Here is a 25,693-nt window from a genome sequence, read left to right on the forward strand (position 1 = left end):
CATTGTGCAGCAACACTGAGTTGTAAGAATATCTATAACTGTAATAAAAATGAAAAAAATATGTCCATATCAATACTTGGTATTTTCTAGGTGATAATTTGTACATTTATACACATATTACTAAAAATATCATAATTCGTCAATATTTGTTTTTTTTCTTCAAAATTAGACATCAGAGATGCTTGTTGGAAAGCATATAATTAACTACAAGGCTTTATTTGAACTGATTAATAATTAGAGATGAAACAAATCGTTTCAGATAGGAATTTTACAAGTTTTTTAATATGGCTTAATATTATCTTTAGCCGCTCTTTACAATATTATGGGTTAAGCTCCGGATAAGAAACGGCTAAGAACCTACCCGGCTGTATTTCATAATTCCTAATATTTCCTCCTGAACTTCATATAATCTTAACTCGTCTATTTCTTGGAATATCCTCAGGCAAGCCTTTGCTGCTTTTACAAACTGCAAGTAGTCACAATTTCCTGCACGTTCACCAATACCTCCGATTGTACAGTCAACAAAAGAGGCGCCACCCTTGACAGCCGATAAAGAATTGGAAACCGCCATGCCCATATCATTATGAGTATGTATCTCAATATCTATTTTCATTTTCTTTTTTATGATTTTTATATCATCATAAATCCGCTTTCTATAAAGTATCCCCACTGTGTCTGCATACCTTACCCTATTCACACCCTCCCGAAGTACAGCAGTCATAATCTGCAGCAAAAATTCCATGTCAGCCCTTGATGCATCCTCTAATCCTATTGTGACTTCATGGCTTTTTTTCTGTGCATAAGCTATACATCTTTTTAAATTTTCCAAAATCCATTCTCTGTCTTTTCCGAGCTTTGCCCTGATCTGTATATCAGATGACGGTACCGATATATGTATTATATCAGCCCCACAGCCAACAGATTGTTTGATGTCCTCGATATTCAGCCTGTTCCAGGTTGATATTCTGCTTTTCAAGCTGAGTGCCGACATTCTTTTTATACTCTGCTTTTCCTCTTCACCCATGGCAGGTATTCCGGCTTCGATCTGGTAAATACCGATAGAATCCAGAATTCTGGCTATATGTACTTTTTGATTTACACCCAGTGCTATTCCTGCTTTCTGTTCGCCATCCCTCAAGGTTGTATCAACAATATGTACGTCCATCATAATCCCCCCATAAAATTCTATATATTTGATATAGCAGGCAATTTCAGCAAGTCTATAATTTCATTATCCTCAAGATTTCTTTGGAGTGAAATACTCCTTTCCCTTATTACTTTTAAGAAATCTGCTACCTCAACATGCTCCCCCTCAATTCCAAGCTCCTGCAGCTTTTTCATAACGGACTTTCTACCTGAATGCTTGCCTATGGATAATTTTCTTTTCTGTCCAACAATCTCAGGATCATATGGCTCATAAGTCATAGGGTTTTTGCTTATACCATCGGCATGTATACCCGATTCGTACCTGAAAATATTTTCTCCGATCACCGGCATGTTTTCCGGAATTCCAATACCTGCAGCCTCTGAAAAAACTCTTGCCAGATCAGGTAATATATTTAGCCTGATCCTTTCAGACGCATTAGTCATTACCTTAACAAACGCCAATACCTGTTCAATGGCAGCATAGCCCGAATTTCCCCCATAGCCTGTAAATGATGCGGTAATGCAATCAGCGGTATCCATTATTGCATCTACTGCTGAAGCAGTTGCATTATAGAAAATATTTTCCGGGCAAATGTCGATACTTACCCCCAGTACCCTTTTAATACTGTCGCAAAGCCTCAGCCACGAGGTTGATACAAAGCGGTTCAGCCCTATTATTCTTATATTTCTGATACTCTTTATCCAATTCTTATCCTTTAACCTTCTCAGATTTTTTAAATCTTCAATTGTCTCCGCTCTGACCTCTATCGTAATATCCTTGTGCTGTAGACCCAGCTCGTTAAGAATACTATCGAAGTGAAGAACATTACTGTTTATTACAACAGCCTTAAAAGAAAATAGTGATAATCCTTCCAGTGCTGATTCCGAATCAACTCTGTATAGAAAATCCGGTTCTGCAGGTAGTTCGCCTGCTATTTCAAGTATGCGAAGGTCTACTTCTATAAAATCTACACCAAGGGTATTCAGCATCCGGCTCAGATTTAAAATATCTATCCTTCTTAATTCCTTATTAGAACAAAATACTTCCGGCAGTGTCCTGTCTATTATTTTCTTGTTTCTTTGTCTATTAATATCCATTTCCATCACCCCCACACTCAACCTCTGAAAATAATCTTCAGTATGAAAAGCAGGAGAAAAGAAATTACTAAAAGTAATATTGAAACAGAAGCAGCCAACATTATATCCGTTTGCAGGAGAGTATATATTTGAAGTGGAATCGTACGGGTTATTCCGCTCATATTCCCAGCAAACATTATCGTAGCTCCGAACTCGCCCAATGCCCTTGTCCACGAAAGCATAAGCCCGGCTATCAAAGGCTTTGCCAGCATGGGAATTATTACTCTTATAAATGTCTCCACTTTCCCCAAGCCAAGCAGATAGGAAACTTCAAATATTTCAGCGTCAATTGTGTCCATACCTGTTTTCAATACTTGTATGTAGAAGCCTGATGCAACAAAAAACTGTGATAAAACAACCGCAGCAGGGGTAAAAACCACTTCAATATTCAGCCGGTCAAGACAGGCTCCTATAAACCCTGTTCTACCAAACGCCAGGAGCAGGCCGATTCCTGCAACAGCCGGAGGTAATACAGTAGGCATACATACCAGGATCTCCAGTATCTTCGAAAATGTATTTTCTTTTTTGGTTGACAGGTAAAACACTACAGGCGTGCATATTAAGAAAATAAGCAGGACAGTAAAAAGAGTGGTTTGGGTACTTATCCTCAAAGCAGCCATATTATCAGTTTTTGCAAGCGAAGAAAAGATGTTTTTTATACCTGCTGAAGAAAAAATGGCATAAATCGGGATAGCAATCACTATAAAGTACAGAATACTAAAAAGCAATGTTACGGGACGCAATAACCATTCCCTGTCAAATCTCAGCCTATGAACCGCTGCAACATTTTCTACATGCATTTTCCCATAGGTACAATTCCCATTTACTGTCCTTTCCATAAACCCACATCCCATCAACTTAATAATGCTTTGTATTTATAAAAGAAAACAAAACCTGCAATGTGTTACAATTGATCATTAACATCATAATCTAGTCATCAGTAATAAAATTATGCTTTTTCAAAATTTCCTTCCCTCTGTCGGATAATAAAAAATTGAAGAATTTAAGGGCTTCCGTATTGCTCTCGGAGTCTTTTAAAACGGCTGCCGGGTAATCTGAGCTGAATCTTTCAAAAACAGGCAGACTTATATATTCAATCTTTCCTGATAAAGCCCTAGTAATATCCGTCCTATAGACAATACCAACATCCACTTCATTTAACACGACCTTACCGACAACATCCTTAACATTAAGCTCTATGGTTTTTATATTACTTTCTATCCTGCTTTTTTCCTCATCATCCATTTCACCATTGCCCAAAGCCTCTTCAACCACCTGTTCCCAGTACATCCCTACAGGTACGCTTTTGTCACCTACAGCAATTTTCATACCATCCGCGGCTAAATCACCCAGTTTTTTTACACTGTAACTGCTGCTTGAATTTTTGATCAGTACAAGTTTGTTTTTTGCAAATATTGAATATTTATTTAGGTATCCCTTTTCTTTAAGTTCATTAATATATCTGGTATTTGCGCTTGCAAATATATCAGCTTTCACACCATTTTCAACCGACGTCTTCAATACCTGGCTTCCAGCAAAATTAAAGACAACTTTCGCTCTGCCGTTTTCAAGCCCTTCAAATTCAGCTCCCAGTTCAGTAAAACTCTCGGTAAGGCTTGCTGCAGCAAATACTATGATTTCCTGCGGTTTATCCTGGTCAACATGTGTTTTTCCAATCCCGCAACCAATAAATATATATGAAAAAACTATACAGGTAAAATACACACATATTCTTTTAGCCATTTCCCCAACCTCATCTTATTTCGAGTCTCTCAACCTTTTTGCCATTTTCAAAATGAGATTCTACAATTTCTGCTACATCCCCGGCAGTCACTTCCTTGTACCATACTCCTTCAGGATAAACAACCACGATAGTACCCGTGCTGCATATTCCGAAGCATCCTGTATTTGTTACCATTACCTCCCCCGACAACTCTCTGCTGTCGATCTCTTCCATTAACGCCTGGACTATTCCCACTGAGTCCTTTGAATGGCAATATCCCTTCTGCTGCCCATTAATCCTTGAACTTGTACAAACAAATACGTGATATTTTGGTTTTACCATGATTGCACTCTCCTCTTATATCCTTAATAAATACGCTGGTCAGACTTATACTACACCTGCCATATGCTCTTCTTTATCCACGATTTCGGTTATAGCCTGTCTAATAGCATCCTCAACCGGACTGCATACCTGGATAACCCTGATATTTTTTTCTTCGAGCCTTTTCATAGGACCGTACCCTATCCGCATTACAAGGATCGCATTGCAGTCCTCAATCATTTTTATAATACTGGTGATTTTGGTTTCCTCGCTGTCACATTCTTCCCCGCCGTCACAATATTTTATAACACGGCGTTTTTCTATAAAGCTTATGGCTGAATCAATATATCCATATATATGAAACTCCTCTGCATGCCCGAAATGCTGGTCAACAAGCACACCCGACTTAGTGGCGACAGCAAAGGTATAGGAGGCCTTTTTACTTTCCTTTACCTTTATGCTGCATCCCCCGCATTTGCTGCTTCTGAATTCGGATGACCGGTCCTGTCCCAATGTGCCGACAGCGTCAGCCCTGCACTGTTTACAATGGTACATCTGCTTCAAATCAATTTCACATCTTTTTCGTAAAGCATTGAGTTCAATGTTGTTTGTCATTGGCATATTTTCAAAAACACTTCCTTTTGCAGGTATAAGAGGCATTATATTTGTCATGAAAGCACCACATTCTTTGGCTTTCTTCACAACCAAGCCGATGTGATCATCGTTTATTCCCTTTATCATTACAATGTTTACTTTGCATACAACACCTTTCCACGAAAGATATTTCAGACCTGCCAGCTGGTTTGCTATCAAAACTTCAGCAGCGTACTTTCCTGTAAGTTTAGAACCCATATAGTTTACTTCTTTATATATTTTTGCACCTATCTCAGCATCAATTGCATTTATGGTTATAGTAACGTGTGATACCCCAAGCTTTATAATTTCTTCTGCATAGAACGGAAGCATCAATCCATTAGTGGATAGACAAAAGGTAATATCAGGCTCCGCTTCCCTTATCAGCTTTACAGCTTTCCTTGTGTTCTCAAAGTCAGCCAGTGCATCACCAGGTCCCGCAATTCCTACTACTCTCAGATTGTCGATCTTTTCTCTTATCAGTACAAATTTTGCTGCTGCTGCTTCCGGAGACAGTACTTCACTTGTTACCCCAGGCCTGCTTTCATTTACACAATCAAACTTTCTATTGCAGTAGTTGCAGGATATGTTGCATGCAGGCGCTACAGGTATATGCATCCTTGCATTGCTGCATGCCCCGCCCGAGAAGCAGGGATGCGATGCTGTTTTATCCTCTTTTCCCATACCTTCATATCCCCTTCCGTCGAAGTATTTGCTAAACATAACTGACCTGTATTTCTCATATTTCTTTTCGAGAAGTGTGTTGGTTATCTCATCCAAAAGCCTTAATGTCCCGCTGTACCCGGTATATGCCAGTCTTTGTCCTCCTACCCTGTCGTGAATAGGGAATCCTGCTCTGACTAGCGGAACACCCTCTTTTTCAGTAATCATCTTGCCATCCGAGTTCCCTATAAGGATATTGGCATTCAATTCTTTAACATACGACTGTATTGTTTCAAAGTCAGTTTCGTCAATAACTACAGGTGCTTCATTGTTCCGAATGCCTTCCACAAGCTGCTTTAAAACCTTATTCTGACTCCCGGTGCTTATGAGAACAGGCGTTATTCCATTTTCAAGGCACATGCTGCTGATTGCAAACACCAGTTCAGGCTCACCATATATGACTGCTCTGCCTTCAGCATTATGTTTATGTGAATCAATCATTCCATCTAGGAGTCTCCCCCGTTCTTCCTGCAAGGAAGGCGGTACAGGTTTTCCTGCCAGTTTTGAAAGAATATTGATAAACTTATCTGTATTTCTGACCCCTATCGGCAGCGGACACCGGAACAACGGAACATTGAAATTTTCCTTCAAAAACACGCCTGGCGATATGCTTTCAGGGATTGTAAGCCCCAGTTCTATCGTCGCTATGGCTCCTCCCATCATCTTTATGTCCTGCAGCCTGGTACCTCCTTCAGGTATTCTTTTAAAATCTTTATTATAGGGTGAATCCAACGTTCTGGATACATCAGGAAGCAATACATAATCTATATTGAACGCTTCTAAAATAGCCTTGATGTTTCTTACGTCTCCGGGATTTAAACTGGGAGTTATAATGTTAATCCTTTTATTTGGTTTGTCGTCTGCTGAAAATTCCTTCACTATACCTGTTAATGCAGCAAAGTATCCTTCAAATTGTGTACCCCCGTAGCCTGGGGTACAGAGCGGAACTACAAAGCACCTTTCCAGGCCTTCTTCCTCCATGTATTCCCGGGTGATCCTTTTAATGTCCTCTCCTATGGTTTCCGCCAGACAGGTTGTTGCTACGCCGATTATCTCAGGATTATAGAGCCTTATAACATTCCTGAGTGCTTTTTTTAAGTTGCTCTCACCGCCGTAAACCGTGCCCTCTTCATTCAGTGAGGAGGATGCTACATCTATGGGTTCATTATAATGTCCGGCCATATGCCTTCTGATGTAAGTACTGCAACCTTGGGAACCATGGAGGATAATCATGCTGTTTCCTATGCCTTTAATGGCTGATACAGCCCCCATCGGCATGCACATCTTACAGGGATTTATATTTAAATTTACAAAATTGCGGTTTTTCATAGTTAACCTCCAGTTCCAGCAGCTTATTATGCTTCATTCAACAGTTCCCATACCGGGCTGTTTATAGTCCGATCAACTTCTTTTGCAAAATTGACCGCACCTTCAAATCCGCATAGGGGATGTTTTCTTTCATGGTTATGGTCACAAAATGCAATCCCGAGCTTGTAAGCCAGAGGCCTTTCCTTGACACCGCCAACCAGAATGTCAGCGCCTTTTTCTTTTATAAACCTCTCAAGCTCTGCCGGGTTTGTATCATCCAGTATTACAGTTCCAGGCTTTGACAAGCTTTTAATTATTTCGTATTCATCCTTTTTTCCTGTTTGTGTTCCAACCATAACTGTCTCAATTCCCAAATCCTCAAACTGTTTTATTAGAGATATTGCTTTAAACCCTCCACCCACATATATAGCCGCTTTTTTACCTTTTAGCCTGTTTTTGTACGGATTTAGCCGGGCATGTGCTTCTGCCTCCCATTGCGCTATAAGCTCCCTGGCTTTTTGTACAGTTTGCGGGTCTTTAACTGCTTCTGCAACCCTTATCAGCGAATTTTTTGTATCTTCAATACCAAAAAAACTTACCTTGATAAAGGGTATGCCGTACCTTGCCTCCATCTCCCTGGCAAGATACGTCATTGACCCTGCACACTGTACTATATTTAATGACGAACCGGTTGCTTTAATAATTTCTTTGCATCTTGAGTCCCCTGTAATTTTAGCTGTAACTTCAATTCCAATCTCTTTCAGGTAGTTTGTTATGATCCACATTTCTCCGGCCAGATTAAAATCGCCGAGAAAATTAATACCCCTAGCCCGTGGTAAACCACTCCTATACTTTACATTTTCAAGCTGTACCGGCTTATCAACGTGCGAATACTCCATAAGTTGTATCAGCGCATTGCAAGCTGCCTTGTAGCCCATGGATTTATTGCCCGCAAAACCACTTGATTTCACTGGAATGACCCTTATGGAATGCTTCTTTTCCGCAGCCTTGCATACACTTTCAATGTCATCCCCTATTACACCCACAATACATGTAGCGTATACAAAAATGTATTCTGCATTAAACTTTTCAACAATTTCATCTATTGCTCCAGCTAATTTTTTTTCTCCTCCAAAAATGACATCATTCTCCCTGAGGTCTGTTGAAAAGCTGTTTCTATAGGTTTCCGGCCCGCTTGACAGACTTCCTCTTATATCCCATGTATAGCTTGCGCATCCGATAGGGCCATGAACTATATGAAAAGCGTCAGTGATGGGATTGAGCACAACTCTTGCTCCGCAGTATACACATGCGCGCTGGCTTACAGAGCCTGCCACACTGTCTGCTTCACACTTGATATTTCCTCCCTTTTCACTATTACAGCATATAGATGCTTTTCTTTCATCCAGTATCGCTACTCCTGGATTGCTTCTCATAACAGTCACCCTCTCTATAATTTGTTTAACCCTACCCACTGCTACATAATAAGCTCCATATCCTCATCTGCACAATCTCTGTCTTGCCTGTCAAGCAGTGTATTACTTATCATCTCTATCAACCTCATGGCACCCTTGTAGCCTACTATAGGCATATAGGAATGAACACTCCTGTCAAGGATGGGAAATCCAACCCTTACAAAGGGTATATCCTCTGCCCGTGATATATACTTGCCATAAGTGGTACCTAAAAGCAGATCAACAGCTTCTTCCTTTATCCACTGGTGAAGTGTGAATAAATCTCCCCCACTCTTCACCTTTCCTTCTATCCCGGCTTCCTTCAGCATATCTCCTACGCTTCTTTCAAAAGCCTCTCCCGGTGTTCCTGTAAGTACATATTTCGGTATCATTCCAAGATTTATGGCAAATTCAGTAAGAGCTGTCACCACATCAGGGTCTCCAAAGATTGCACAAGTTTTACCATGATAATGGTAGTGACAATCAACCATAACATCCACAACCTGGCCCCGTTCCTCCTCAAGCTCTTGAGGAATCTGCTTTCCAGTTAGCTTGGAAAGAGCCATCAGGAAGTCATCTGTCGCTTTGATGCCAATCGGAGTTTTTAATACCCTTGCAGGAACCTTGCATTTTTTTTCAAGCTCATATGCACCGTCTGAAGCTGCAAAATATCCAAAGGCCAAAGTAGCTGTTGAATTTCCTGCATCAATGATTTCCTGCGGCTTTGTGCCTCCCGAAGGATACATTTCATACTTTCCTGTCATCGGCGCGTCAAGCACTCCGCTGGTATCCGGCAGCATGATAAATTCAATTCCCATAGTTTTTATGATCCTCTTCATTTCCCGCATGTCTCCCGGATTTACAAAGCCGGGTATTATGTTGATTTTCCCATTGCTGCTTCCGCTTTTCACAGAAAGGTATTTCACCATAGCCTTAACCATATTTGAAAATCCGGTTATATGTGAGCCGACATAGCTGGGCGTATTGGCATGAATAACTATCTTCCCTTCCGGCACCTGTGACTGCATTATGAATGTCGGAATATCGTCTCCTATCGTTTCGGAAAGACATGTTGTATGAATAGCAACAACATCCGGATCATAGATTGAGAATATATTTTTTATAGCTGTTTTCAGGTTTGCACCCCCTCCAAAGACAGATGCACCTTCTGTAAAAGAGCTTGTTGAAGCCATTACAGGATCCCTGAAATTCCTGGTCAAAAACTTTCTGTGATATGCACAGCACCCCTGTGAGCCATGGCTGTGAGGCAGGCATCTGTGTATCCCCAGAGCTGCGTACATGGCACCTACAGGTTGGCATGTTTTAGCAGGATTTATTACCAATGCTTCTCTTTTCACATAATCTTTCGGTGTATTATCCAACATTTTCATTCCCCCCTATATAACTTCCTTCAATCAATGGTTCCATTTTCCACGGAGGATTAACAAACTTCCAGGAAGGTGTGGTAAGTCCCATTACAATATCCCTTGCAAAGTTCACAGCCCCTCTAAAACCAGCGTATGGGCCGCTGTAATCATAGGAATGCAGCTGTTTTGAGAAAATCCCGGCTTTGTGTGCTACATATTTATCCTTTATTCCCGAACAGAAGATATCTGGTTTCAGCATCCTCAAAAATTCTTCTGTCTCATAATGGTTTAAATCATCAACGACAATACTTCCATTTTTCATATCTTTCATCATTCCTGCATAATAGTTCAACGGAATTTCATCTTTCAGTTTTTCATATCTTTCATTAGATAAAACTACTCTATAATGCTTCTCATCGGGCTCCAGTTCCAGATTCTCTATGTTTTTGCTGTCAGCATCTTCCTTTATGAGAGGTATAGCTTCTCTGCCCTCGTAATCATCCCTGTGTGCAAATTCATATCCTGCAAGTATTGTCTCAACTCCGAGATCTTCAAGCAGCTTGTGATAGTGATGCGCCCTTGACCCTCCGACAAAAAGCGCCGCTGTCTTTCCACTACAGATACTCTTGTATGTTGACATCTGTGGAGTTATGTCAGCAAGTTCTTCCTCTATAACCTCTTCAGTCCTTTTTATCAGAGCAGGGTCATCGAAATATTTTGCAATATCCCTCAAGCTCTTGATTGTACTCTTTACTCCAATAAAATTTACCTTTATCCAGTCTGTTCCGTATTTTGTTTTCATCATTTCGCCGATATAGTTGATCGAGCGGTGGCACTGCACTACATTAAGATCTGCCATATGAGCATTTTTCAATTGCTCTACAGTACCATTCCCGGTCATCATAGATACAATATTGTAGCCGATTTTCTTTAAAATCCTTTCAAGCTCCCAGCCGTCTCCGCCTATATTGTATTCCCCCAGGACATTTATGGAGAATTTACCTGCCACAGCATCTCCTGTGCCGATAATATGCCTGATAAGCCCATTATTCGCAATATGATGTCCTCCTGACTGGCTTACACCTTTGTATCCCTCACAGCTGAATGCCAGTACTTTGATTCCGTATTCCTTTTGTGCCCATGCAGCAACCGCATTTATATCATCTCCAATCAGACCGACAGGACATGTGGAGCATATCATTACAGTCTTGGGTTTGAAAATTTCTACCGCTTCTGTTATAGCCTTTCTAAGCTTTTTTTCGCCCCCGAAAACTATATCGCCTTCCTGTAAATCTGTTGAAAAGCAGTAGTTAAGAAGATTCATTCCGCCGTCTTCAGATCTCCCTTTGTTCCTTCTTGTACCCCACGTATAATATCCACAACCTATAGGACCGTGTGTCAAAATTACTGCATCCCTCAGAGGTCCAAGTACAACACCCTTGCATCCAGCATAGCAGCAGCCTCTGTTGGTTATGATTCCGGGAATAGTCCTTGTATTGGCAGTTATGGTTTGCTGCTCCTGTTCCACCCCACTGTTCTTTACCAGAATGTGTTCCTTCCTGTTTTTGAAAACACCCGCAGGGTAATTCTCAATAATTCTTCCCAATTTTCCTCTCATTGTGATTCCCTCCGTTTTCAGACTGCATCTTCTCCCATTTCACCTGTTCTGATTCTTACTGTTTCAGAAACCGGCATTACAAATATCTTCCCATCGCCAGGATTTCCTTTGCTGTTCACTCTGATTATGGTATCAACCGCTTTTTTTACTTCATCATCCTTTACTACAAGCGAAAGAAGCCTTTTAGGTATTAATCTGTGCTCTTCAGTGATAGTCTCTGCAACTACCGGCGGCGCACTTTGCATTCCCGTTATCATGTTCTGAATCAGAGAAAAATCTACTTTCTTTCGGCCCCGCCCTATCACCTTACGACAGTTTAGTGCCGGAAACCCATCTGCCAGAAGGGCTTGCTTAGTCTGGTTAATCATATTCATTCTAATAACAGCCATAACTTCTTTCATAACAGCTCCCCCTTTCTAAAGTTGGTTTACACCGGAGCTTATCGTATAAGCTTCCTCCACAGGACTGACAAATATTTTCCCATCACCGAATGCACCCTTTTCGCCTGTTTTTGCATTTTTCATAATTATTTTTATTACATCATCCTTATCTTCGTCTTTTACAACCATCATCAGCATTTCTTTTGGAATCTCATCATAAAATACATCTCCAACTTTTACTCCTCTTTGTTTGCCACGACCCATAACATCCATCTTCGTCACAGCTGGAAAACCCGCATCACATAATTCTGACAATACTGCTCCAACTTTTTCGGGCCTGATAATTGCTCTTATCATCAACATAGGAATCTCCTCCTTGTATTTATTAATTCTTCAGCCTGTCTTGCTAAATATCCAATATGCCGTGCTCCATCAAAATCGCTTCCAATCTGTCTTGCGGCATCGGCTTTGGTACTACAAACATGTCATTGCTGTCAATCGCCCTGGCGAGGCCTCTATATGCGTCTGCCTGAGCAGCCTGAGGGTCATAGTCTATTACAGTTTTTTTGTTAATCTCTGCTCTTTGAACCATATTGTCTCTAGGCACAAAATATATAAGCTGACTCCCAAGCTCTTTAGCGAAAGCCTCCAACAACTCCCTCTCTCCGTCAACCTTTCTGCTGTTGCAAATTATACCGCCAAGGCGGGTGCCCCCGGTATTCGCATACTTTTGAACACCCTTGCAAATGTTGTTGGCAGCATACAACGCCATCATCTCGCCACTTGCAACAATATAAATCTCCTGTGCCTTTCCTTCTCTGATAGGCATTGCAAACCCGCCGCAGACAACGTCTCCGAGTACATCATAGAATACATAATCCAGATCATCGGTGTAGGCTCCCAGCTGCTCCAGCATGTTGATCGAGGTAATTATTCCTCTTCCTGCACAACCTACTCCAGGTTCTGGCCCACCGGATTCAACGCATCTGATTCCAAAAACTCCATTTTTCATTATGTTTTCAAGTTCAACTTCTTCACCTTCTTCCCTGAGAGTATCCAATACACTCTTTTGAGCCAGACCTCCAAGAACAAGCCTTGTTGAATCAGCTTTTGGGTCACACCCGACTATCATAATGTTTTTTCCCATTTCGCCTAAACCTGCTGTCAGGTTTTGAGTTGTTGTGGACTTTCCAATGCCACCTTTTCCATAAATAGCTACCTGTCTCATAGTTAATACCTCCTGCTTTTGAATTTATAGTTTAAAAAACAAAAAGGCACCAAAATCAATAATTGATTCTGGCGCCTTGGCCTTTTGATATAAAAATCTTTCAGTGGATTCTATATCGGATATTAAATTTATTAACCTTATTATAACTGATGTTCCTAATAATGTCAACCCTATTTTGCAATTTTATTACTAAAATCCTGCATTTTAATTTCTGGCAAGTATAATTGCTTCTGCAATTTCCTTCATTGCAATCCTGTTATCTCTGCTTTTTTTCTTAATAGCTTCATATGCTTCAGATTCGGTATACCCTTCTTTTTCAACCAAAATCCATTTTGCCTTTTCAACAACTTTTCTGCTAACAATCGTATCATTAAGCTTTTTTACCTTTTGCTCATATTCCATAACCCTCTTGTAATTCATAAGTGTCAAATCAGCAATCTGAATTACTGCTTCATCAAATACAGGTTTGGTCAAATATGTTATTATTCTGGAGTTCCTTAAAAAATTAAGAATCTCATCATTCCGTGTCTCAAAGACAAGGACACATGCAGTAAGCAGTTCTTCATCCAGTACTTCAAGAGTATTCCTGATTTCCGTAAACTTATTGGTAATTTCAATAACGACAAATTCTGGATAACAGCTCCTTACATGCTTTAAAATATTATGAGTATCATTGGAATATCCCAAAAATATATGTCCATTTGAAACAAGGGAATTTTTGATCACTGAAAGAGTCTTCTTATCATTCCCAAATAAAATGAATTTTGCATAATCCACCTTTATCCCTCCAGTAGCTCCCTCATTGATAAGATTTTGTAAACATTGTACAGACTTTAATTCGTAAAAGTTTTTATTTCAACTATACTTACTTTCTTTGAAAAAAGCTCGCAAAGCATAGTCATTTCAGTCAAACTCGGCGTATGAACAGCTTTAAGTTTTCCATTCGGCAGCGCAGGTATGAGTCTCATGGATTTTACTCCAAGCTCTCTGCACAATTCACTGATATTGAAAATATCATCTCTGTTAATATCCGGGAAAAAGATAGTGTTTATCTTAACTTCTATCCCATTCTTTATACAAAGCTTTATTCCCTCAATCTGACTTTCCCTCAAAGTGTCTGCTATCTTAGCCTTATCGTTTATAATCCTTTCATCCTTTATTAATCTTGAATATAGTTTATAGCTCGATTCCGGATATATGGAGTTTAGGGATACTTCCACCATTCCAACATTTAAACGCAGTAAATCATCTATCCTTTCCTTCAGCAGCAGTCCGTTTGTGCTTATGCTGAATATATGATTAGGCAAATGTACATTAAGCCTTTTTAAGACTTCAAAGGTTTGTTTATTAAATAATGGTTCACCAGGGCCTGAAATCTTAATAACCTTTATACTCTTGTTTTTATTTGCACATGAAACCGCCCAGTTAACCGCTTGCCGCGGAGTCATTACCCGGCTTAACACTGACGGATTATTTGCATTACAAATACAATCACTATCTCTAGAACAGAAGTTACACATCATATTGCACGCAGGAGCAACGGGAAGTGCCAGTTCTTCAAACCATGCAGTTATCAACCTGCTTTTAGCGGATATTTTTTCCTTTGCTATGCTTCCAATCATAAAACCACTCCCCTTTCAAAATTAAAGCAATAACCGGAATAAAACTACAAAAAAAGCTCTCCCATAACAGCATTATCTGTTTCAGGAAAGCTTCCACGCTAATCGTCATAGGTTACATCAAGGTAACCTAGATTATTAATATAGTAAAAATAATAGCATAAATAAAATATATTTGCAAGTTTATTGTATCAAAATTTCATAATTAATTTTATGGTACAGAATCCTCCCTTTACATAATAGATAATACAGTAAACTCACCGTAAACATTGAAAGTAAATTAGAGTACTCCTGCATTTCTGTAGAAATTAATCATTTATCCAGCTTCACCCGGGTAATATACCTGCTTAACGCTATTTCTTATTATTGCCCCATTCATAGGTCAAGCTGTTTCTACATATACTATAATATTCTTTTATAGGGGTGTGGCTGTTGTGAATAGTTCCAGATCTTTATCCCCCGATAAAGCAGCACAAAACTGGATACTCTTAGGTATACCTGTCCTCAGTATCGCAGGCTGTCTTATGCACTTTGTATACGAATGGTCAGGTAATCTGACAGCAGTAGGCATCTTTTCCCCAGTAAACGAAAGTGTATGGGAGCATTTGAAATTGACATTTTGGCCTATGCTCATCTGGTGGATTTCAGGATATTACCTGCTAAATAAAAGAGGAAAAATATCAGCAGCCCAGTGGTTTTCTTCCTGTACTGCAGCAGAGTTAGTATGTCCTATGGTTATAGTATCCTTCTTCTATTCATATACGGGCGCTTTGGGTATCGAATCACTCATACTTGATATCTTTTCATTATTCCTTGGCATAATTGCAGCCCAGAGCTTTTCACTTCACTTATATAAAAATGCAGAATTCGGCAATTATTGCTTGTATATTTCTATTACTACACTTGCTTTACTTGCAGCCGCCTTCACGATTTTTACCTTTACCCCCCCGCAGCTCCCTCTGTTTATGGATTCGTAAAAAGGCGGTTATGCTAATGGAACATATCACCTGTATATATTGAAACACCCTTTTATTTTAAACCACAGAAACTAGGTTCATATCCATCTTATTCAGAAATTGGCTTCCCCGCCTCAATCAACGCCTTATTACCTATGAGGAAAAATCCCTGGATAAACATCAGTATACCTGTTCCCATCAACAGCCATTCAATCACGATTACATCGGACAGAGGACCAAACACAAGCATTCCCAGCGGCATCATAGAACTTGATATCATACCTAAAACACCAAATACCCTGCCTAGAAAGTCTTTTTCTACCTTCTGCTGTAATAAAACCGTTGCAGGTGTATTGAACATCGGCATGGTAACTCCAACCAAGCCCATGAAAATCAAATACAACCAAAAAACCGGAATAAGACCAAACGCGAAAGTACATCCACCTATAAAGAGACTTGCAAGAGTCATCGTATGAATTTTGTTCTTGAATCCACCCCAGGAAGCCATTGTGATACCTCCCGCCATCATACCTATTGAAAAAGCGATTTCAATAGCAGTCAGGCGCCAGACATCGTCACCAAAGTTCCGTGTAACCTGCAACGGGGTCAAAAACGCAACAGGCGCTGCAAGGAAAAAGAAAAAGGCGCAAAATATAAAGAATTTTTTGACATAGTCATGGTTTTTTATGTAGACAAACCCTTCCCGCATATCGGCAAAATAGCTTAGGGTTTGTTTTTCCAGGGCCTTTGCATGAGCCGGCACCTTTAAGAATAAAAATAACGTTACAACTGCTACAGCTGCTGTGATAACATCTATAAAGAATATGATTTCAATAGTAGCAAGGGTAAGCAGTGCACCGCTGAGCATCGGAGCCAGAAGCATAACCATGGATTGGATAGTGCTGCTTGTCGCATTCACCTGTGTAAGTTTATCTTCCGGCACGAGCTGGGGAATGAAAGCTCCGACCGCAGGTGTTTGAATCCCTGTACCAAAAGCTCTTATAGTAGAAATCACAAAAAGCAGCCATACCTCTCCGTATCCCATCAAGAACAGCACGGCCAAAACAAGCGTTGCTATGGCAATCATACAATCTGCCAAAATAATAAGCATCTTGCGATTGTAGCGGTCCGCCCATACTCCTGCAAAGGGCGAAAGGAAGAAAGTCGGCAGAAAACCGCAAATAATTGCTATGGTCATCATTACACCTGACTGTGTTTTCAATGTAATATACCATGTAATCGCGTACTGAACCAGCATAGATCCAAAAAGAGATATGGTCTGACTGGTTAAGAAAAGAATTATGTTATGTTTCCAACTCTTATTCATACTTATAATATACTCCTATTCCATATTTCTATAACAGTTTGCTGTGCTCGCCTTAACGATAACGCAATAACAGTGTTTTCCTGCTAACACAGTACTATTTATTTTAGAGTATTATCGCAGCTTAATATTACAGATTAGTATCTTATCCTTTTATACACACATAATTCTAACTTATTCCAAGCTGTTTGTCTGTACAAATTTATAGAATTTCCATATTTGATGTTGTGCCCTGCTTCCAGAAATAATTTCTTTTGCAGGGCACTGTTTATTCTTTATTCAGAAATATAGTAATTCATGCTAAAGCTTTAAAACGTTCATTCAGATATTTTGCCGCCTCAGTCATCAGCATCTTTCCTATTTCATCTACATGCCTATTCTTCCAACTTTCAAGGTTTGTACCCTTTACCCATTGATTAAACGCACCGAGAGAAGGCCCGCAGTGTATCTGATAATCAATTCTGCTGCTTTGGTCACCATTTAATGCAAGCAGATTTGTATAGGCAAAATACCATCTAAATATCATAGCCATCTTATGCTTGGGGTTTCTTTCCGCCTTCTCGATTTCCTCAGCAGAATAGCGGGCCTTAACCTTTTCATACACTTCATCAATACTTCTTTTAAAATACCTTTCTTCCAGTTCTTTTTTTGTTTTACTGTCAATTTCGTCCAAAGAATTGTATTGACGGTACAGGTCATATAATCTATTTGCTCTTGCCGGAAAAAACACCCCTCTTTTCAACACCTGTACTTTAGCACCTATTTCAAACATATCTCCTGCAGGTGCATAATCAGTATCCTGTATGTTTACTTCCTGCAGTAAATCCTTAACTTCATTGCTGGTGCCCGATTCAAAAGTACACTGGTTTACCGAGCCTGTCATAATAAAATCCGCCCCCAATACAAATGCCGCCGCCGCAGCTTCAGGAGTACCAATACCACCTGCAGCTCCAACCCTGATATTTTTGTTGTAGCAGTATTTACTCATCATATTGTTTCTTAATTTTATGATAACCGGCACTAATGCATAAGCCACCCCATGATCGGTATGTCCGCCCGAATCTGCTTCAGCACACAGATCATCGGCCATTGGAATTAACCTTGCCAAGTCGGCCTCATCTTTAGTTATTTTGTTTTCCAGAAGCAGTTTATTCACAATCCGCTCCGGAGCAGGACTTAAAAAGGCTTCTGCAACCTCTGGCCTGGATATCTTTGCAATTATTCTGTTTTTAGCTTCCGCTCTACCCGCCTTATCCTTTGTCAAACCTTTTAGCCTGTATTTTACCAGAGCGGGTGTTATGCTCATAAACCCAGCGGCTTCAACTCTCCGTACTCCATGCTTCAAAAACATATCTACCAGACGTTCTTCTCTGTCCAGCCTGTTAGGATTGTGAAGAAGATTCATTCCATAAGCTTCGCCATTTTTTAGTTCACTCTGAATATATTTTATTGCTTCTTCTATTTCAGCACTATCAAGTCCGCCAGTTCCGAAGAAACCCATCATTCCAGCCTTTCCTACACTCACTATCATTTCCTTTGAAGCAATTCCTTTATACATCGCCCCTGTCAGATATGCATATCTGATGCCATAATCACTCTTAAATTCACTGCTTCCAAGGGATTCCGGAGTAATATGGCAGCACGATCCAGCAGCTTTGTTTTCTTTGCTTGCCGAAACCTCCCTGCCTACAGCTGATACCTCCTCATAAACGCACCCAACAGGTTTTTCAATCACTTCCTCCTCCATATCCTCTTCAATCTCATCATCAGTAATAAGAGGCTGAGCTTCTCTTTGTATCGTTTTGACAAGGCCGGTAAGAATATTCCCTGGCCCAACCTGAACTATTTCTTCCACATTCTTCCCCATGAGATACCTTATACTCTCTGTCCATTTGACTGAGTTGGTTATCTGTATGGCTAGAGTACTTTTTAGATCTTTTTGTCTGTAAGGCCTTGCATATACATTTGAAATTACCGGAGTTTTCATTTTTAAAAATTCAAACTGCTCCATAAATTCTTCAAAACTCTTCCTTGCATCCTCCATATATCTTGAATGAAATGCCCCGCTTACTTTCAACACAATATATCTCATGGCACCGGAAGCTTCAAATATGGATTGCGCCTGTTCAACTGACTTTTTAGGTCCTGACACTACTATTTGTGTCGGAGCATTGAAGTTTGCAATATCCAAATCAATTAATTTATTCTTATCGATGACTTCCCTAACCTTTTCTTCACTCAAGCCAATAACCGCAGCCATTCCCCCTTCGGTTGCCTGACTCATTAGTTCCCCTCTTTTTTTTACAAGCTTTATCCCCGTCTCAAAGTCAAAAACTCCGGAAGCTAAAAGGGCATTATATTCACCCAGGCTGTGCCCCGCCACATAATCCGGCTCCTTTCCCAACTGTTTTATTTTTTTTAGATAGGTCAGTGCATTTACTACATACAGTGCCGGTTGTGTAAAATTTGTCTGCCCTAACTGCTCCTCAGGATCTTCCATGCATAACTTTCTTATAGAATACCCCAGTATTTTATCCGCTTTCGCGGTCAGTTCACCGAATTCTTCAAACAGGTCGCCTCCCATACCTTTTACCTGAGAACCCTGTCCCGGAAAAACATATGCTATCATGCTATACCCCTTCCTTTCTATATTAAGATTAGACAATATTTATAAACGCTTATTTTGCTATATCAAACGCATAAATTCGCTTAATTTCTGCTCTGGATTATCAACAAAGCCTTTTAGTAAAATATGCATATTCTTCAACATCTGAGAAATCTCCTTACTATCGAAGCAGCGTTTATAGTAAACCATATTTATGCATGTTCCTACATCCAGCGGAAGTATTTCCACCCTTAGAGGTTGGTCTGTCTGAGCCAGAGCACGGATGGAACCTGCACCGATTTGTGAAAACTTTTTAAAAGCAGCCGATAGCTGGGGAATCTGTTCGCTTACTGTATAGCTTTCAAACAGCAGGTTTTCTCTTGCTATTCCGCACCACTCATAGATTTTCCGTATCGGAGTATATTCATAGCTTATTACCTCCATTCCATTCCCTTGCAGTTCTTTCAGCCAGGGCAACAGGCCTGCTCCTAAATCGATCCGAACCCGTACAGGAAGGATATTAAAATGCTGCCCCACACTATCTTCTATACCTGCAAGCGCAGTACCACGTCCGGAAAAGACAGAACCGAAAACCACATCATTTTTGCCGCTCCTACGGGCTAACTGCAGTGCCCATGCTGCTTGCACCAAAGTATACATTGTTATATGCTGTTGCTTTGTAAAAACTGTAAGTCCTTCCATCAGTTCCTGCGGTATTACACTCCACTCAGCATGCATTACAGCTTCTTCATCAGTACTATGCCCGTTTATGACCTGTACCAGGGGAGTCGGTACTGTAACGCCATCAAGGTTTTCCCTCCAGAATCTTTCAGCCTTAACCAAATCCTGCTGACGCTGCCATGCTATGAAGTTTCTGTATGAAGAAACCGGTTCGACTTCTATCTTTCTACCTTCACAATAAGCTTCGTAAAAGTCAAGCAGATTCCTCATTATAACGGGATAGCTCCACCCGTCCTGTACCATCAGATTTATAGCATGAATAAAATAGTATTCATCCTCATTTATTTTAATAAGAGATATGCGCGTTTGAGGTACAGGTCCATTTATTTTAAAATCCTCTTTGCGGAAGACATTCATATATGCTTCCAAATGCGTTTTCTGAATATCCAGGGGAATATGAGTCCAGTCTTCCTGCTCCATCCTTATGCTCACATCCCTGAACACAACCTGCATAGGTTCATCCAACCCTTCCCATACAAACGATGTGCGTAGGACAGGATACTTCTTTACTATATTTTGCCATGCCTTTTCAAAAGCAGAGACATTAAACTCTTTTCCTTTTATAACATAAACCGTATCAACCATATAGAGGCCCGTATCATTGGCATTGAGTCTGCGGAAAAGCATATTCTCCTGTACTGCACTTAGAGGATATACATCCTCTATACCTTGTATTTCAGAAAGCATCCCGTTGATTCTTGCCCGATCATGCTCAGTCAGTTGAATTTCCAGCCTTTTCCCATGTAAAGTTAAATTGGAGTCTGTTGGGTTTATCTGTTTATCATCTTCAATCAAACACATATTTATGATTTCTGCCAGACCGGCTATGGTCTGGTGCTGGAAAATTTGTTGCGGAGTAAGCTCAATGCCCTTCTGTTTAGCTCTGGCCACTACCTGTATGCTTTGAATGGAGTTTGCACCTAATTCAAAAAAATTGTTCTTTATACCGACACGTTCCAGGCCTAATACATCTGCCCAAATTTCAGCAAGGATTTTTTCTGTTTGTGTTACGGGCTCAACATAGTCCTCTTCCATATCGGGTATTTCCAACAACGGTGCAGGAAACGCCTTCCTGTCCAGCTTCCCGTTCGAATCCACCGGCATTTCCTTGAGAACCATAAAGGCAGAAGGTATCATATAATCCGGAAGTTTCTCCTTTAGATAACTTCGCAGCTGCGGTATCAATGTCCGGGTAATCCTATCCAGCAAGGGATTGTTTGCATAGCATTCCAGCTGTTTACCGGCAGGTGCGCTGAAAGGGTGTATTGCAATTGTCATATCATCTTCATTATCTCCGGATATCTGTTTGCGCCTTAAAATCACCTGAAGCCTGCCGTCATTACACCCGTTTGCCCAGGCAATGCTGGCATTATACTGCAGCTCACAGCATAGATCCCATAATTCCTCCGGATCTACCCCTGTATCATCCTTACAGCTGTTTATAATCTGTCTCAGTTCACCTACGCTCTCAGGGCATCTGGTGTCAGAGAGCAGTTTTAAGCACCTGTTGATAGATCCAAGCCTCTTATTTGGAACATTAGTAATACCGAGTATATCCGTTCGGCTGCTTACCAAGGTTTGACGAAGCCGATCCAAATCCAACATTTCATTTTGCCAGTCCAGCCATGGAAAATCCATGACATGCTGCACTTTTTTACCGATATGAAGTATGACATCATAGCGGTATATGCTCATCTCATTAAGGTGACAGCCGCGTTTTATCTGGAATTCCACGTGACTGATTTGAGGTGTTTCACTTTGAAGTGCCAAAAAGAATTCAGGATCAATAACCAGCTCATTCTCCTGATGCATGCGCTTTTGGGTACGATGCCTCAGTTGTTTGATTGTCAGCGAATCCTGAGCCTTCGCGAGCTCTACGTCAGTATGGAATGCCTCCAGCAGGGGCAGACTTCGTATATCACCAATAAATATATATCCGGTATGGGCTATCAATTCTGCTGCATTTCTAATTACCCCGGACAGATACTCAATTCCCGGGAAATACTGAACTACCGAGTTCATGACAACAACATCAAATTTTTTGCCCTCAAGCCCGGAAAAATCATCAGCATTTTTCCTCAGTAATTTTACATGAGATAAATCCCCTCTCCGTTCTAACAAATGATCAGTGACATAATCGACGGCTGCCGCAGAAATATCTGTTCCCCAGTATTGCTCACAGCTTGGAGCAATCCGGGACAGCAGAAGCCCTGTACCACATCCGATTTCCAGTACATTCCGCGGCTTTAGTGCGAGGATACGTTCAACTGTAGAATCTACCCATTCACGCATCTCCTCCATGGACAAGGGAAGTCCGGTGTAGCTGCTGTTCCAGCTAGATATATTGAAGCCTTCATCCTTTTGATGTTCGCTTGTATCATATGCCTCGTCAAACACCTTTTCCCATTCTGAAACCTGTACATAAGGCAGTTCCTCGCCAGTTAAGCCTTCAACCTCTTCCTGCACGTGCAAAGCAGGATTCACATATGCTACCAGTTGTTTTTGCCCCGGTATATATTCGTTATCCCTCGCCAGAACTACTGCTTTCTGGACAGTAGGGTACTGTTCGAGAACAGCTTCAATCTCAGGCAATTCTATCCTAAATCCGCGCACCTTTACTTGAAAATCAATTCTACCGAGAAATTCAATATTGCCATCTGGCATATAACGTGCCAAATCTCCGGTTCTATAGAGCCGCGTCCCTTGTTCAGTACTGAAAAGATTCGGAATGAATCTCTCATCTGTCAGCTCCTGACGTCTGTAATAGCCACGAGCCAGCTGAACACCACCGATATGCAACTCACCAGGCACTCCGACAGGTACAGGGTTTAAATACTTATCAAGCAGATATATCTGTGTGTTCGCTACCGGGCGGCCGATTGGAACTGTCCTCAGACCGTCTTTCTGGCTGCAGGCCCAGAAAGTAACATCAATCGCCGCTTCTGTCGGGCCATAGAGATTGTGCAGTTCTGCGTGAAGCCGTTCAAAAAAGTATTCCTGAAGGGAAAGTGATAATGCCTCTCCACTGCAGATAACCCTCTTTAATGAATTACAGCCTTCAATTTCCTTTTCTTCTAGAAATACCTGCAGCATGGAAGGCACAAAATGAACAGTAGTAATATTTTCACTTTTAATAAGCCTGGCTAGATAAGCCGGATCCTTATGGCCTTCCGGCTTGGCTAAAACCATACAGGCACCTGTAGCCAACGGCCAGAAAAACTCCCATACCGATACATCAAAACTAAATGGAGTCTTCTGTAAAATCCGGTCACTCGTATCAAGCTGATATTGCTGCTGCATCCACAAAAGCCGGTTTACAATACCCCTGTGCGTGTTCATGGCACCTTTGGGCTTGCCTGTGGAACCTGAAGTGTAAATCACATATGCAAGATTATTACTTACAGCCCCGCTAGCTGTACCTACTCTGCTCTCCTTACTGATAATATCCCAGTCAGAGTCCAGACATACAACTTTGGCTCCATGCTCAGGCAGATCAGCGTACAGATGCTTTTGGGTCAAAAGCAGCGGTACTTGTGCATCAGCCATCATAAAAGCTAAACGCTCCCTCGGATATGCAGGGTCTAAAGGAACGTAGGCACCACCTGCTTTAAGAATGCCCAGCAGCCCTATCACCATCTCTATGGACCGTTCCACAGAGATACCGACAAGAACTTCCGGCCCTACACCCATCCTGCGGAGATAATTTGCAAGCTGATTGGCCCGCTGGTCAAGCTCCTTATAAGTCAATTTCGTATTCTCAAAAATTACTGCCGGAAAGTCAGGTGTAAAAGCAGCCTGTGATTCAACCAGTTCGTGCAGGCAAAGATTCTGTTGAGGGTAATTTATAGCAGTATCATTCCAATCAAATAACAGCTTCTCTTTCTCTTTCTCAGATAAGATAGGAAGACCGGAAATCCTTTGTTCTGGGTTTGACACAATACCGGCAAGTAGTATTTCATAGCTTTCCAGCATCCGCATTATGGTAGATTCACTAAATATGTCTGAATTATATTCCACTTCACCATCCAGCATATCGTCTTTTTCTACTAGCTGTATCCATAAATCAAACTTAGATGTATCATTTCGGATTTCTTCACCACCTTCATAAGCAATATCAAATTCATTTGTCGGTATCTGGAACTTTTGAAAGTTCTGCAGGACAAAACACACCTGAAAAAGTGGATTCTGACTCATATTACGCTCAGGCTGCAAGTCTTCCACCAATAACTCAAATGGCACATCCTGATGCATATAAGCCCCATTTGCAACTTCACGTACCCGTCCCAATAGCTCCAGAAAGCTTGGATCACCCGACAGGTTCGTTTTATACACAAGTGTGTTGGCGAAAAAGCCGATCAAATTCTCAATTTCTGTCCTATTCCTGTTTGCTATGGGTGATCCCACTAATACCTCTTCTTGTCCGCTGTACCGATGCAGCAGAATATTTAGTGCACCAAGCATAACCATATACAAAGTAGCATTTTGTTGCTCACTTAGTGATTTAAGCGATTTTGTAAGAGAAGTCGGCAGTCTGAACTTGAAATTGCCTCCCTTGAAAGTCTGTACAGGCGGTCGTGTATGATCCAAAGGTAGTTCAAATGCATTTTTTTCTCCTCCAAGCTTCTCCCGCCAGTAATCCAGCTGTGATTCAAGCACTTCGCCTTGCAGCCACTGCCGCTGCCATATTGAGAAATCAGCATACTGAATGGGAAGTTCGGGAAGAGGAGACTGCTCCCCTTTGGAAAAGGCTATATAGTGAGTGACTAACTCTTTAAAGAAAACACTCAATATGGACCAGCCATCAATTACTATATGATGTACATTTACTAGCAATATGTATTTCTGATTCCCCATATTAAACAAAGTAACACGCAAAAGAGGGCCTTGAGACAAACTAAATATATATTTTGCTTCCTCTTTGGCCAGTTGTCCAAATTCAGCCTCCCGCTCAGATTCGGGATATACAGTCATATCAATAACAGGAAGCTTCAATATCAACTCCGGCGAAATTACCTGGAAGGGCTGCCCGTTATCACTCTCGAAAGTAGTCCTCAGAACCTCGTGCCGACGGACTATTTCATTGATGCTCTGTTCAAATATTTCCTCCCGTATGTTGCCCGATAAATGCAGCGCCATAACCACGTTATAGGCAGGGCTGTTTGGAACCAGCTGATCCAGGAACCATAGTCTTTGTTGTGCAAAGGAAAGCGGTATCCGTTCCTCCTGTTTACGTTTTGGTATAGCTGCAGCATTGACCTTAACTTTTGAATGTTTCAGCTTTTCCAGAATCGCTAGTTTTTCCGGCGAAAGCATGGATTTACGTTCTGAAAAAATATTATTATCCGACATATTTACTCCCCTTTTACTAAAATATTAATTTGACACCATGTGTCAGTTGGATTTTATGACT

At 40.9% G+C, this 25,693-nt stretch carries 18 protein-coding genes; 1 reads left to right on the forward strand and 17 read right to left on the reverse strand.

Going from position 1 to position 25,693, the window contains the following annotated elements; genetic code table 11:
* Positions 1–349 precede the first annotated feature (349 nt).
* The 14 genes from N3I35_15820 to N3I35_15885 all read right to left on the reverse strand — a co-directional run bounded on the left by N3I35_15820 (position 350) and on the right by N3I35_15885 (position 14,660).
* Positions 350–1,165: a homocitrate synthase gene (locus N3I35_15820; protein ID MCX8131547.1), complete on the reverse strand. Its 816-nt coding sequence runs from the start codon at positions 1,163–1,165 to the stop codon at positions 350–352.
* Between the two features lie 20 nt (positions 1,166–1,185).
* Positions 1,186–2,244: a citramalate synthase gene (locus tag N3I35_15825; protein ID MCX8131548.1), complete on the reverse strand. Its 1,059-nt coding sequence runs from the start codon at positions 2,242–2,244 to the stop codon at positions 1,186–1,188.
* 17 nt (positions 2,245–2,261) lie between these two features.
* Entirely contained in the window at positions 2,262–3,122 is an 861-nt protein-coding gene (locus N3I35_15830; GenBank protein ID MCX8131549.1) for an ABC transporter permease, read from the reverse strand.
* A gap of 91 nt (positions 3,123–3,213) precedes the next feature.
* Positions 3,214–4,026, reverse strand: coding sequence for a molybdate ABC transporter substrate-binding protein (gene modA, locus N3I35_15835; protein MCX8131550.1), 813 nt, complete (start codon positions 4,024–4,026; stop codon positions 3,214–3,216).
* 10 nt (positions 4,027–4,036) lie between these two features.
* Positions 4,037–4,348 (reverse strand): (2Fe-2S) ferredoxin domain-containing protein, encoded by a 312-nt coding sequence (locus N3I35_15840; protein MCX8131551.1) that lies wholly within the window; start codon positions 4,346–4,348, stop codon positions 4,037–4,039.
* A 45-nt stretch (positions 4,349–4,393) separates the two neighbouring features.
* The gene (gene nifB, locus N3I35_15845) at positions 4,394–7,012 is read right to left on the reverse strand and encodes a nitrogenase cofactor biosynthesis protein NifB (GenBank protein ID MCX8131552.1); all 2,619 of its coding nucleotides are present in this window, start codon (positions 7,010–7,012) and stop codon (positions 4,394–4,396) included.
* Positions 7,013–7,038: 26 nt separating this feature from the next.
* Positions 7,039–8,427, reverse strand: coding sequence for a nitrogenase iron-molybdenum cofactor biosynthesis protein NifE (gene nifE, locus N3I35_15850; protein MCX8131553.1), 1,389 nt, complete (start codon positions 8,425–8,427; stop codon positions 7,039–7,041).
* Between the two features lie 41 nt (positions 8,428–8,468).
* A complete protein-coding gene (gene nifK, locus N3I35_15855) occupies positions 8,469–9,830 on the reverse strand; it encodes a nitrogenase molybdenum-iron protein subunit beta (GenBank protein ID MCX8131554.1) in 1,362 nt (453 codons plus the stop codon).
* A complete protein-coding gene (gene nifD / locus N3I35_15860) occupies positions 9,820–11,430 on the reverse strand; it encodes a nitrogenase molybdenum-iron protein alpha chain (GenBank protein MCX8131555.1) in 1,611 nt (536 codons plus the stop codon). Before nifD ends, nifK begins: the two co-directional genes overlap by 11 nt.
* Before the next feature lie 17 nt (positions 11,431–11,447).
* Positions 11,448–11,831, reverse strand: a complete 384-nt coding sequence (locus N3I35_15865; GenBank protein MCX8131556.1) for a P-II family nitrogen regulator — start codon at positions 11,829–11,831, stop codon at positions 11,448–11,450.
* A gap of 15 nt (positions 11,832–11,846) precedes the next feature.
* A complete protein-coding gene (locus N3I35_15870; GenBank protein ID MCX8131557.1) occupies positions 11,847–12,173 on the reverse strand; it encodes a P-II family nitrogen regulator in 327 nt (108 codons plus the stop codon).
* Positions 12,174–12,216: 43 nt separating this feature from the next.
* Positions 12,217–13,038 (reverse strand): nitrogenase iron protein, encoded by an 822-nt coding sequence (gene nifH, locus N3I35_15875; GenBank protein ID MCX8131558.1) that lies wholly within the window; start codon positions 13,036–13,038, stop codon positions 12,217–12,219.
* 204 nt (positions 13,039–13,242) lie between these two features.
* Positions 13,243–13,815, reverse strand: coding sequence for an ANTAR domain-containing protein (locus N3I35_15880; GenBank protein ID MCX8131559.1), 573 nt, complete (start codon positions 13,813–13,815; stop codon positions 13,243–13,245).
* A gap of 56 nt (positions 13,816–13,871) precedes the next feature.
* A complete protein-coding gene (locus N3I35_15885; protein MCX8131560.1) occupies positions 13,872–14,660 on the reverse strand; it encodes a radical SAM protein in 789 nt (262 codons plus the stop codon).
* Positions 14,661–15,091: 431 nt separating this feature from the next.
* Between N3I35_15885 and N3I35_15890 the strand changes: the two genes are divergently transcribed.
* On the forward strand, positions 15,092–15,634 hold the full coding sequence (locus tag N3I35_15890) for a DUF6512 family protein (protein ID MCX8131561.1): 543 nt from the start codon (positions 15,092–15,094) through the stop codon (positions 15,632–15,634).
* Positions 15,635–15,722: 88 nt separating this feature from the next.
* Here N3I35_15890 and N3I35_15895 read toward each other — a convergent pair whose 3' ends face one another.
* The 3 genes from N3I35_15895 to N3I35_15905 all read right to left on the reverse strand — a co-directional run bounded on the left by N3I35_15895 (position 15,723) and on the right by N3I35_15905 (position 25,632).
* Entirely contained in the window at positions 15,723–16,940 is a 1,218-nt protein-coding gene (locus N3I35_15895) for an MFS transporter (protein ID MCX8131562.1), read from the reverse strand.
* Positions 16,941–17,232: 292 nt separating this feature from the next.
* Positions 17,233–19,566 (reverse strand): ACP S-malonyltransferase, encoded by a 2,334-nt coding sequence (gene fabD, locus N3I35_15900; GenBank protein ID MCX8131563.1) that lies wholly within the window; start codon positions 19,564–19,566, stop codon positions 17,233–17,235.
* Positions 19,567–19,623: 57 nt separating this feature from the next.
* Complete coding sequence (locus N3I35_15905; protein MCX8131564.1) at positions 19,624–25,632, reverse strand: amino acid adenylation domain-containing protein; 6,009 nt, start codon at positions 25,630–25,632, stop codon at positions 19,624–19,626.
* Positions 25,633–25,693: the final 61 nt, after the last annotated feature.

This window comes from Clostridia bacterium (assembly GCA_026414765.1).
In the GTDB taxonomy this organism is placed as follows: Bacteria; Bacillota; Clostridia; order Acetivibrionales; family DSM-27016; genus SKW86.